Genomic DNA, 11,658 nt, shown 5'->3' on the forward strand with positions numbered 1-11,658 from the left:
AAATGACAACGACAATTTATTTGGTCCGTCATGCGCATTCGACCTATTCTACAGACGAACAAGCGCGTCCTTTATCAGAACAAGGGAGATACGATGCGGAACAACTGACGACTCTTTTTGAAGGGATTAAACCGGACCAGATTTACGCGAGTCCGTATCGGCGAGCGATTGAGACGGTCCAGCCTTTAGCAGAACAATACGGATTAGTCATTCAAGAAGCAGCGGCTTTTCAAGAACGGTTATTGGTATCCGGAGAACTGCCGGATTTTCAACAGGCTGTCGGTTATGTATGGGAACATCCGGATGAAAATCCGTATGGAGGTGAATCAAACGTTACGGCACAACGGCGTATCGTGCCTGAGATCAAACGATTACTAGAAAAACATAAAGATCAAACCGTCGTCATCGGAACACACGGGAATATCATGGTGTTATTAATGCAACATTTTGATCCGGCATATGGATATGCGTTCTGGAAAACGCTAAAGATGCCGGCTGTGTATCAAATGACATTTAAAGACGAAACCTTCCTTCAGATTGAAGAAGTTTGTCAGCATAACTAAAAAAACAGGAGATTGTCCCTTCGATAAGGGACCTTCTCCTGTTTTGATTATGCTTTTACCTTTTCATGTTTTTGGATTAAATCAGCTGTCAGCTGACCTGATAAGGTGACCATCGGGACACCACCACCTGGATGTGTGGAACCACCGACGAAATAGAGACCTTCGTAGAGATCACTCTTCGATGGAATCTTAAATCCACCGTTCTTTTTCCGATCGGCTGCCACACCATAAATCGAGCCACCGTTCGGACCATATAGGGATTTCAAGTCTTCTGGTGTAAAGCGGTATTCAAATTCAATCGATTCGCGTAAATCAGTCAGTCCCATCCGTTCCAATTTATCGAGGACGACTTCACGGTACGCATCCCAATCGGTTTTTCCATCTTGTTTCGTCAGTGGTGGCACGTGTGTCAAGACGAACAAATTATCTTTTCCTTCAGGAGCCTGTGACGCATCGGATTTAGAAGAAACACCGACATAAATCGTTGGATCTTCTGGCGGAACACCATCCTTGAACATTTGGGCAAATTCCCGTTCCGGATCATCAGAGAAGAAGAAGTTATGGTGTTTCAAGTCTTTGTATTCACGGTTAACCCCAAGTAACAGAACAAGACCGGAAACGGAAGGCACGAATGACTGATTTAATTTTTTAGCATGTTTTGGTCCTTTTTTCTCTGAAATGAGATGTTGATAGGTCGGAATGACCTCAAGGTTCGAGACGACGACATCAGCCGGATAAAATGTACCGTCTGTCGTTTCCACGCCGATTGCACGCTTGCCTTCTGTGACGACACGTTCGACAGGTGTGTTGACGTGAATGGTCACCCGGAGTTCGTCAAGCACCGTCTTCATGGCACGGGCGATATTGTACATACCACCTTTGACATAATAGATGCCGAGACCCATCTGAACATAAATCATTTGATTGAAGACAGCAGGAGCTTCATATGGGTTGGATCCGACATACATGACCATATAGTTAAACAGTTGCTCCAGGTATTTGTTGTTCAAATGTTTTTTTGTACCGCTTGCTACTGTATTGAGTGGATCCATTTTAAGTAATTCAGACATCGTATGGTATTTTTTTAAGTCCTTCAAATCTTCGAGACTGTATTTATAGAAACTGTCCAAACACAGGTCATACATTTTTTTGGAATAGCTGAACAATTCGACGAAGTCAGCTTGGTCGGAGACTTTTTTAAATTCTTCCAACATACCTGGAAGATCGCCTTTGACGTCAAGTTGTGTACCGTCTTCAAAGAAAGTCCGCCATTGCGGTTCGATCCGCTCGATTTCTAGATAGTCGTCGAGTCGACGGTGAACGCTCGTAAATAATTGCTCGAGTACCCAAGGCATCGTCAAGATCGAGGGGCCGGTATCAAACGTAAATCCTTGACCACTGCGTTGATTTAATTTACCGCCAACGTTTCCGTTTTGTTCAAGCATCGTGACTTCATAACCGTCCCCAGCGAGACGAATTGCGGCTGACATACCTGCTAAACCTGCTCCAATGACGACTGCTTGTTTCTTCAAAAAAATCACATCTCCTTATGTCTTAGTAGATAAACGGAATCAAACGTTTTCTTCTGCGGGCCCAGGCAGTATAAGCAGGACCAAATCCTTCTGTCAACATCCGCTCCTCGATTCGAATGCGGTGAAGCAAGGTGAGAAACATCAGGACGCCGGCGCATAACGTGACAAGTAAGTTCCCGAAGTATAACGGGAAACCTAACGTGATGAAAAACAGACCGGTATAGAGAGGGTGGCGTAAGGACCGATAAGGACCCGTGCTGACAAGCTGATCACCTGGATTGACAGCGACATGGCGGGTGAACTGATGCTTAAGATGATAGATTCCCCAGTACCGTAGCGCGACACCTGCACTTAACAGAAGCAATCCGATTTCGCGATAGAAGGAAAAAGATTTTGAACCACTGAAGAGAATGGAAAAAAGAATGGTGGCGACTAACGTAGCTAAAATCCAATAAAAACTTCGCCGTTCTTCCAGCGGAGAAGGTTCCTTCTTACGGTTTCGGAACAGAAACAATTCGAGCAACCAAAGAAGAGAGACGGCGATGAACACTTTGTCTAAAATGGTCATAAGATTCGCCCCTGACTAATGCCAATCATTATTTAAAGAAAACGCATACAAGAAATGTTTACCCGAAAGAACAAATGTTCAATCCTCATATCTGACCATATGACCTCTTTCGGAAACCGGGCAATTAATTCATTTTGATTACACCTGTACAAAAAATGGTGGCGTTTTGAAATGAATGTTATTCTAAAATTAAAGACTAATTACCCTGTTTTGGAAAAAAGGAGTTTTAAGAGATATGAAAAAAATAAAGCAAACGGTGATCGGGTTACTGGCGATTCTCCTCTCACTCGTCAGTTTTTCACTGGCCGCAGAAGCATCCAGTTACCGCCAGGCGAAAACACCGCTCAATCTGCGAAGCGGAGCTTCGACAACGAAAGCGGTCGTCGCAGTGATCCCGACTACTGTCTATGTCAATGAAATCAGCCGACTTGGGACATGGTCGAAAGTTCGTTATGGAACACAGACAGGGTATGCCAGTACAAAATATTTACTGACGGATCAACAAATCGGCGGATTACGCATCGGCAAGACATTAATCGTTAATCCAAATCTTCCGTTACGTTCGACGTATGCGCCGGGAGAAAGTACGGTTGCGCGAGCCGCATTTGAAAAAATGAAACGGGCTGCCAAAGCGGAAAAGATTACGCTGGTCGCATTCAGTACATACCGTTCGTACGCGTATCAAAAAGCCTTATTTGAAAAATATGTGGCACGGGATGGGTTTGAGAAAGCCAGCACGTACAGTGCCCAACCGGGAAAAAGTGAACATCAAACAGGACTGGGTTTTGATATCGGAGGCGCCGATTCATCAAAATATGCAAAGTTCAGCTTTTCAAGTACAAAAGAAGCAAAATGGCTGGCTGCCAATGCACACCGTTACGGATTCCATCTCCGTTACCCGCTCGGAAAAGAATCATGGACAGGCTACACATATGAAAGCTGGCATTACCGTTATGTCGGAGCAACGCTTGCGGCGCAGCTGAAAATGACCGGATTGACAATGGAAGAATATTATCAATTAGCACCGGGTAAACCAAGTACGCCATAACAGGTTTCGCTTCAAGCTTTAAATGGTAAATAAATGGTGTATTCCTCATCGTCAGCAGCAGTCTGTCTTTTTCGAAAGAGGTGGAAAGTTGTGGCGAAAAAAGAAGATAAGCACCATATCATGACCTTTACATTTGAAGAAGAAGCGACCTCGTATCAGGTATTCAGTGAATTAAAGAAATACCATGCGAATGGTCAAGTCGATTTTGAACAGATCGCTGTCATTAAACGAAATGCAAGCGGAGCCTTTTCCTTTGAAGATGCCGTCGACTTGAGCGGATCCAACAAAGCCTTTAAAGGTTCTTTAATCGGTATGGCAGTCGGGATTCTCGGGGGACCGTTCGGTATTTTATTAGGTTCGATGACCGGGATGCTGATTGGCGGATCGAAAGACTTAAAAGAGAATCAAGCTGTTCAAGAAACATTCAAACGGACACTTGGTGTGATTCCACCCGGCAAGACGGGAATCATTGCAATCGGGGAAGAATTCGAACCATCCGTACTGGATGGACTGGTCGCGAAACATAATGGAACGATTGATCGGACAGATGAATTGCTCGAAAAATAATCAAAAAATCCTTCCCTCATCATGAACTGCCCCATAAAAGTTGGACATAAAAATCCAACTTTTATGGGGTGTTTTTTATGGTCAAATATACAAAGGCGTTTAAAGTCCAGGTCGCTGAGCGTTATCTGACAGGACGAGACGGATACCGAGGTGTGGCGAAAGAATTCGGGATAACGCATAACCTGGTCCGTGAGTGGTCACATCTCTATGAGCGCTGGGGGGAAACGATCTTCGATCCTTCCTATACAACACACTCGCTGGCATTTAAACTGGAGGTATTAAACGACATGGCGACCAATAAGCTGTCCAATAGAGAGACGGCCGTAAAATACCGAATTTCCTCCCCGGGGATGATTTCGACATGGCGATCGACGTATGAACGGGAAGGGACCGCAGGTCTGGTCGCCAAACCGAAAGGACGTGCCCCGATGACGAGACGCAAGAAGAAGGATTTTGAAGAGATGACAGAAGTCGAGAAGCTCAAAGATCGGATCGAGTATCTCGAGATGGAGAACGCTGCGTTAAAAAAATTGAAAGCCTTGGTTCAAGAAGAGAATGCGCGACGAACCGGATCAAGGCACAAGTAATCGACGAATTGCGGTCAATCTATCCCGTTCCGGGACTCCTCCGCGTGCTCGGAATGGCCAGGAGCGTCTATTACTATTGGCGGACGCGCCTGACGGGCGAAGACAAGTATGCGGAGGTGAAGGCAGCCATCCATACCCTCTTCCACGAACACGAGGGACGATGTGGTTATCGTCGCATCCACGCACTTCTCGAACGCCAGGGCTTCCGGCACGATCCGAAGACCGTGCGCCGTCTCATGAACGAGCTCGGTCTCAAATGTCTCGTCCGCATGAAGCGATACCGCTCCTATAAAGGACGGGTCGGAGAGGTCGCACCGAATCTTCTCCAACGGGACTTCAAGGCCACCGGCCTGAACCAGAAATGGGTGACTGACGTCACTGAGTTTCACCTGTTCGGTGAGAAGCTCTACCTGTCGCCGATGATGGACTTGGGAAACCGTGAGATCATTGCCTATACCCTATCGGACCGCCCTACATATCGATTCGTTGGTGAAATGTTAGACAAGGCAATCGGGAAGCTCGACGGGAAAGCCCGACCAATCCTCCATTCCGATCAAGGGTGGCATTATCAATATAGAGCGTTCACTGGTACGCTCCACGAGCACGGCATTACGCAAAGCATGTCCCGTAAGGGCAACTGTCTCGACAACGCAGCCATCGAAAGCTTCTTCGCCGTGCTCAAGTCAGAGCTCCTGTATCTCAAGGAGTTCGATGACATGGACCACTTCAAATGTGAGCTCGAGCGTTACATCGAGTACTATAACCATCGTCGTATCAAGAGACGACTAAAAAACCTGAGCCCGGTGGAATACCGGACTCAGGTCCTCAAGGTCGCCTGACAAATTATTTATTGTCTAACTTTTTTGGTTCAGTTCATCAAGAGGGGAGGATTTTTTAGGTTAAGATTGACGTTCTTTTTTTACTTTTTTGAAGAAGAAGAGTTCGTAGACGACCGGGACGATGATGAGCGTCAAGAGTGTTGACGTCGTCAATCCGCCGATGACAGTCAAGGCGAGACCTTTTGAAATCAGGGTACCGGATGACGTTGTCAGCGCGAGCGGGACAAGCGCCATGATAGTAGCGAATGCCGTCATCAGGATTGGACGAAGTCGTGTCTTACCGGCTTCAATCAAAGATTCCCGAATCGGAAGTCCACGTGTGATATTCTGACCAATCCGGTCAACAAGCACAATCGCGTTGGTCGTGACGATTCCGATCAACATGAGGAATCCGATCATGACACTGACAGACAATGGTTCGTTAGCTAGGAACAGCGTAACGAGCGAACCGATCGGAACGAAGATGAGCGATGATAAGATGATGAACGGAATCCGTGCTTTTCCGAACGTGATTAACATCGTCAAGTAGACGAGACCGATGGCAACGACGATGGCGATTCCAAGAGATTGGAAGATTTCAACCGTGTCATCATTTCCGCCGCCACTTGTTAAGGAAACGCCGTCCGGCAAATCGATTTTTTCGACAGCAGCTTTGACGTCACTTGAGACCGTTTGGACGTTATCGCCTTTGACTTGACCCGAAACGCGAGCGTAGACTTTACCGTCCAGCTTTTGAATCGATGTGAACGTATCGACTTCATTGACGGTTGCGACATCTTTTAAGGCGACAGGACCGGCAGCCGAGAAGAGTTGGACATTTTCAAGGTCTGCTTTCGACGTTAAGTCTTCCTTGTAAGACAATTGAACGTCCTGATCTTTGTCATCGAGATTCAGTGTACCGACCGTGACCGGTTTAGTTTGGTCGTTGACCGTACCAAGAATCTGGAAGCCGGATAAACCACGATCACTGGCTTTTTCAGAATCAATTTCAACGAGGAATTGTTTTTGTTTCTCGCTAAAGTTATTCGTAACATATTTCAAATCGTTGTTTTTGTTCAGATTGTCTTCCACCAGTTTAGCTGCTTTTTGGAGCGCTTCTAAATCAGTCGAGAACAAATCAACATCCACATTATTATTGGATGGTGGACCCCCTGTCGACAACTCGGCAACGCTGATTTTGACGTCGACACCATCTTCTTTTGCGATATCATCCATTTTGGTTTCAAGGGATTTGATCGTTTTTTCGACATCTGCTCCATCTTTTAAGTTCAAGAAGTAGCTGGCTTTGTTATCGAGTCGTAACCCGGTCGTGAAGTCACGTGCTCCGACGGATGTCGTGACATCAGCAATGGCGTTTTCCTGATCGAACATTTTTTCCATGTTGAGCGAAACATCACTCGTTTTCTCAAGCGATGTTGCAGCAGGAAGTTCGAGTGAAGCGGTTAATGTTTTTGAAGCTTCATTCGGAATGAACGTAAAGCCGAGTTGCGGTACGATCGCAAGCGAACCACCGAGTAACAAGAAGGAAACGACTAAGATGATCGCTTTATGTGACAATGATTTTTCAATCAGTTTGCCGTACCAACGTTGTAAGACACCTTCTTTTTCTTCCGCTGGTACCTTTTTAAAGGCGAATTTCGCTAAGATCGGTACAATCGTAATCGCGACAAGCAGGGAAGCGAGTAATGAGAAGATGATGGTCAACGCGAACGGTAAGAAGAATTTACCTGTGATACCGCCGACAAAGCCGATCGGCAAGAAGACGACGACGGTCGTAAGCGTCGAAGACGTGATAGCTTTTAAAATCTCTTTCGTTGATTGTTCGATGATTTCATTTGTCATACCGCCATCTGATTTACGGACCCGCCGGAAAATGTTTTCAATGACGACGATACTGTCATCGACAACCCGACCGACAGCCACTGCCATACCACCGAGTGTCATGATATTTAATGAAATATCCTGCCAGTTCAAGAAGATGGCCGCAATCAAGAGTGACAGCGGAATCGAGACGATTGCGATGATCGTCGCCCGGATATTCCTTAGGAACAGAAGGACAGCCAGTGAAGCGAACAGGGCACCGAGTAATCCTTCTTTGACAAGCGTAGCGACGGATTCTTCGATATCTTTCGCAGAATCAATGCCAATCGTATAATCAATTTGGTCATCATATTTGTTTAAGATTTTTGTGACGCCGTCAGCGATTTCAACCGTATTGGCGTCTTGTTTTTTTGTGATGGCCATCGAGAGAGAATCTTTTAAATCATAACGTGTTTTTTCACTTTGCTTCGAGACGGCTTCAATGGTAGCAATGTCTGAAAGACGAACCGGTTCAGCTGGTTGCGTTTCTTCTGCCGGAACACCGGTAGCACCTGTTGCACCAGCGGGAGGTCCTGATTGAGCAGGTTGACCCTGGTTGCCGGAAGCAGCGCCTGAAACAACATTTGACGTGAGTTGGAGATTTTTTAGTTTATCCAAGTTTTCCAGTTTTTCTTCGACACGGATTGGAATCTTCGAATCACCTTCTGCGAGTTGACCAGACGGGAAGGAAACATACTTGGCATTGATTTGTTCTTTAATGCTTGATAAAGATAAACCGGCAGCTGTCGCTTTTTTATTGTCGACAGTAATTTGGACCAAGTCATCTTTGTAGCCACCAACCGATACACTGTTGATGCCCGGAATTTTATTCAGTTCCGGTTCGATTTCATTTTTTAGAAGGGACTCAATCTCTTTTCCGTCTTTACTAAAGAAGGAAATGTTGTAGATCGGGAACGATCCAAATGAGAAGCGGTTCAACTTCGTTGTTGCTTCTTCCGGAAGGTTAGCATCCTGGATCGCAGCATCGATTTGTTGTTCGACCTTGTCCATATCGGTATCAAATGGGAATTCGATATTGATGATCCCGATACTTTCATAAGCAGAGCTCGTGATTTTTGTCGAGCCCTCGATTCCTTTCAATGCTGTCTCGAGTTTTGAGACGACCTGTTTATCGACATCATCCGGAGATGCGCCCGGATACACAGCTTCTACTGAAATTTGAGGAAATTCAATTTCAGGAAACTGATCCACTTTAAGCTGAGAAAACGAATATACGCCGCCCAAAACTAATAAAATGGCAATAATAAATACAGCGACAGAGTTCTTTAAACTAAACCTTGTTAAAAAATTCAACAGTTACCCCTCCTTTATTTTATATGTGCTTATTTACATAGTAGAGGACGAAACGAAACCCTGCAACTTTGAACTGTAGAGCAGAAAGAAAAAAATATAATGAAAAAATCAGAGAAAAGTCTTTACAGTTTTCAATATGTTGCTATAATAAACATATACCCAGGACACACGATCATGATTCTGTAGCTCAGCTGGGAGAGCGCTACCTTGACAGGGTAGAGGTCGCTGGTTCGAGCCCAGTCAGAATCATACCGAACTCCCGTTCATCACACGATGAACGGGAGTTTTTTCGTATAAAAAAGCTGTTCCTTCATTATATGAGGGAACAGCAACGTGAGCACTTATTGAATTTCTAATCGAAGGTCGCCCATCTTTGTCCAACCGGCCATCGTCGTCATGCGGTAAAAGACGAGCGTCAAGACACCGGGAAGGACGACGCCGGTTGCAAAAAAGATCAGGAACGCATTAAAACCCTGATTAACGAAGATGTTGAGTGGGGCAATCATTGAATTTAATCCGAGACCCGCAAGTTCATAAGGAACTTCAAGTGAAAGAACAAGTGTGGCGATGGGTGCGGAAATCATCGCGGCCAGGAAGGGTGCGACGACAAGGCGCGGATTTTTAACGATATTCGGAAACTGAACCTTTGGTGTGACGAAGAACGAAGCGATCAAACCGCCGGGATCCGTTTGACGATATGCCATCAATGTAAAGCCGACAAACTGAGCCGAACAACCGATTAAAGCAGCGGCACTGGCGACCGGGTCGAGTTGAAGGGCGATTGCGAGTGCAGCCGATGAAGCGGGTGACATCAATAAGACACTAAAGATAAGAGCAATAACAAGTGATGTCGCAATCGGTGAAGACTCGACGGACGCAGTAACCATTGCGCTGAATCGTGTGAGGAGAGGTGTTGTGACGGCAGCGGCACCAAGACCTGTAAAACCGCCGGCGAGAACAGCACTGACCGGGATGACCATCATGTCGAATTTTGTTTTCCCTGTCATTCGTTTTCCGACGAAGACGGCCACAGCAGCTGCGAGTAACGCACTGATTGGTTGCCCCGGTACGAGGACAAGACCGGCATCCGTCGGCTGAAGTGCGGCACCGCCAATCGTAGCAGCAATCATTGCACTGAATAAGACTAATGTGTTTCCGCCAAGCTGATAAGCAATTCCGGCTCCGAGTGCGGGGGCGAGTAAGACTTTGGCGACTCCGCCGATTGTCAGTAACATTTCAATATGTAAGAGGTTTCCGAACGTCTCAATCAATAATCCTACTCCTAACGTCACTAACACTGCATTTGCCATCCCGGCAGATACTTTCACCATTCGATCCATCGCATATTCTTTCAACTCACTCATCCTCTCTCTATTTCGTTTTGCCATTAAAAAAACCTATCCGGTATCGGATAGGCGCCATTATTCCTGCGGGCGCCTCATTCGATGCATCGAAAGGAGGGCCCAAAATCAATTCCGAAAATCAGCGGAAAAGGTTTCAGTCCCTCGAGCATAGAATAATCAGTCGGCCAGCAAGTTGGTGTACATACATAAAGTGATTCCCCTCTCAACGAATTTTTCTAAGCCTAACATGAGTAAGATGAATAATCAATATTTTCTGACAATTTATTTTTCATGATTTTTGAACTTAAAATCAGGGGAAAGGTAAGAATGGCATAAGATGAACATTGGAGGCGGTTTCATGAAATTTGCAGTCATTACGGATATTCACGGCAATGCAACGGCACTTAAAGCAGTTTTAAAAAGAATAACGGAAGAAACAGATGTCTCAGAAATTTTCTGTCTCGGAGATTTGATTGGTATCGGACCACAAACGAATGAAGTCATCGAAATTGTACGATCGATACCACAAATGACGACCATCAGCGGAAATCATGACGAAAATGTCCTGGCGTTGATACACGGTCAAAAATATCCTGATAGTTACCGTCATGCGAAAAACCATCATCAATGGATTGCCGACCAGTTAACACCGGATAATCAACGTTTTTTGGAGCAGCTCCCAAGAACCGTCCGAAAAACATTTTCGGAACAGGAAGCATTGTTTACACATTATGCATATCTAGATGAACAGAAACCAATCGGAGAGGAACCATTGGCGGAAGCGGTTGACGGAACAGAACAATCCTTGCCGAATCTGTTTAAAGGACACCAGGCGAGCCTGATTTGTTTTGGACACCATCATCCGAAACAAGTAATCCGGGCAGAGGGCGTGACGTACTTAAACCCGGGGGCGCTCGGCTGTCAGCCGGAAGCTGTGGCACCATTCGCCTTAGTCGAACAGAACAGCGGAGAATGGAAGGTGAATGTCATTGAAGTGAAGTATGATGACCGCCCGTACTTAGAAGCATTTAATGCGGCACCGATGCCGGAAAAAGAACTGTTGCGTAAACTTTTTTTGGGAGGAAGAACATGAAAAAAACGATCCGGCTATAAAAGTACAGATCATTTAGTGAAAAACGATGTTTTTATAAAAAGCGGCTTAAAAGAGAAAGACCTAAAGGGACGGCAATGAGTAAAATCCCGATGATCCGCTTCGCCCGGCTTCGTTTCCACTGAAAAGCGAGCGACAGGAACGGGGATAAAAGAAATCCGACGAACATCGTGATTAACGTCAGGATAAAAAACAGAAAGTCTGTTTTGGAACTGGTGCGGGTGTACGATTTCCACATATCAACGAGCGATACAATGACGTAGACCAGCAAAGCTAACGTGAAAAGAAAATTGGACAGTAAAAGCTGGGACAAATAAAACACTCCA

The 11,658-nt window shown here is 45.6% G+C and carries 10 protein-coding genes and 1 tRNA gene; 6 read left to right on the forward strand and 5 right to left on the reverse strand.

Annotated features, from left to right (window positions below):
• Window positions 1–2: 2 nt before the first annotated feature.
• Window positions 3–563, forward strand: a complete 561-nt coding sequence (locus ACP26N_RS02825; RefSeq protein ID WP_426354736.1) for a histidine phosphatase family protein — start codon at window positions 3–5, stop codon at window positions 561–563.
• A gap of 47 nt (window positions 564–610) precedes the next feature.
• On the opposite strand, the gene ACP26N_RS02830 is transcribed toward ACP26N_RS02825, so the two are convergent.
• Window positions 611–2,095, reverse strand: a complete 1,485-nt coding sequence (locus ACP26N_RS02830; protein WP_131504283.1) for a phytoene desaturase family protein — start codon at window positions 2,093–2,095, stop codon at window positions 611–613.
• A 22-nt stretch (window positions 2,096–2,117) separates the two neighbouring features.
• Window positions 2,118–2,663 carry a methyltransferase family protein gene (locus ACP26N_RS02835; protein ID WP_426354737.1) on the reverse strand — a complete coding sequence of 182 codons (546 nt, stop codon included), beginning with the start codon at window positions 2,661–2,663 and terminating at the stop codon, window positions 2,118–2,120.
• Window positions 2,664–2,898: 235 nt separating this feature from the next.
• Between ACP26N_RS02835 and ACP26N_RS02840 the strand changes: the two genes are divergently transcribed.
• The 3 genes from ACP26N_RS02840 to ACP26N_RS02850 all read left to right on the forward strand — a co-directional run bounded on the left by ACP26N_RS02840 (window position 2,899) and on the right by ACP26N_RS02850 (window position 5,704).
• Window positions 2,899–3,711 (forward strand): D-alanyl-D-alanine carboxypeptidase family protein, encoded by an 813-nt coding sequence (locus ACP26N_RS02840; RefSeq protein WP_131504281.1) that lies wholly within the window; start codon window positions 2,899–2,901, stop codon window positions 3,709–3,711.
• Between the two features lie 90 nt (window positions 3,712–3,801).
• Complete coding sequence (locus tag ACP26N_RS02845; protein WP_131973652.1) at window positions 3,802–4,278, forward strand: DUF456 domain-containing protein; 477 nt, start codon at window positions 3,802–3,804, stop codon at window positions 4,276–4,278.
• A gap of 77 nt (window positions 4,279–4,355) precedes the next feature.
• Window positions 4,356–5,704 (forward strand): IS3 family transposase gene (locus ACP26N_RS02850; protein ID WP_426353953.1). Its coding sequence is split into 2 segments (ribosomal slippage): window positions 4,356–4,815 and window positions 4,815–5,704, totalling 1,350 coding nucleotides; the frame shifts between segments, so codons are not numbered across the junction.
• 60 nt (window positions 5,705–5,764) lie between these two features.
• Here the strand turns inward: ACP26N_RS02850 and ACP26N_RS02855 are convergent.
• On the reverse strand, window positions 5,765–8,878 hold the full coding sequence (locus ACP26N_RS02855) for an efflux RND transporter permease subunit (protein ID WP_426354739.1): 3,114 nt from the start codon (window positions 8,876–8,878) through the stop codon (window positions 5,765–5,767).
• 176 nt (window positions 8,879–9,054) lie between these two features.
• Here ACP26N_RS02855 and ACP26N_RS02860 point away from each other — a divergent pair.
• Window positions 9,055–9,127, forward strand: a tRNA-Val gene (locus tag ACP26N_RS02860).
• Window positions 9,128–9,219: 92 nt separating this feature from the next.
• Here the strand turns inward: ACP26N_RS02860 and ACP26N_RS02865 are convergent.
• Window positions 9,220–10,242 carry a PTS transporter subunit IIC gene (locus ACP26N_RS02865; protein ID WP_041261459.1) on the reverse strand — a complete coding sequence of 341 codons (1,023 nt, stop codon included), beginning with the start codon at window positions 10,240–10,242 and terminating at the stop codon, window positions 9,220–9,222.
• A 337-nt stretch (window positions 10,243–10,579) separates the two neighbouring features.
• Here ACP26N_RS02865 and ACP26N_RS02870 point away from each other — a divergent pair, with 337 nt between their 5' ends.
• On the forward strand, window positions 10,580–11,314 hold the full coding sequence (locus tag ACP26N_RS02870; RefSeq protein ID WP_426354741.1) for a metallophosphoesterase family protein: 735 nt from the start codon (window positions 10,580–10,582) through the stop codon (window positions 11,312–11,314).
• A gap of 52 nt (window positions 11,315–11,366) precedes the next feature.
• Here the strand turns inward: ACP26N_RS02870 and ACP26N_RS02875 are convergent, their stop codons facing one another.
• Entirely contained in the window at window positions 11,367–11,645 is a 279-nt protein-coding gene (locus ACP26N_RS02875) for a hypothetical protein (RefSeq protein ID WP_131973649.1), read from the reverse strand.
• Between the last annotated feature and the right edge of the window lie 13 nt (window positions 11,646–11,658).

The organism is Exiguobacterium sp. R-39 (assembly GCF_049942815.1).
Taxonomy (GTDB): Bacteria; Bacillota; Bacilli; order Exiguobacteriales; family Exiguobacteriaceae; genus Exiguobacterium_A.

Bases quoted from the DNA above. Each gene is read 5' to 3' on its own strand.
- ACP26N_RS02865 (WP_041261459.1), bottom strand. From the start codon at position 10,242: ATGAGTGAGTTGAAAGAATATGCGATGGATCGAATGGTGAAAGTATCT.
- ACP26N_RS02870 (WP_426354741.1), top strand. From the start codon at position 10,580: ATGAAATTTGCAGTCATTACGGATATTCACGGCAATGCAACGGCACTT.
- ACP26N_RS02825 (WP_426354736.1), top strand. From the start codon at position 3: ATGACAACGACAATTTATTTGGTCCGTCATGCGCATTCGACCTATTCT.
- ACP26N_RS02835 (WP_426354737.1), bottom strand. From the start codon at position 2,663: ATGACCATTTTAGACAAAGTGTTCATCGCCGTCTCTCTTCTTTGGTTG.
- ACP26N_RS02840 (WP_131504281.1), top strand. From the start codon at position 2,899: ATGAAAAAAATAAAGCAAACGGTGATCGGGTTACTGGCGATTCTCCTC.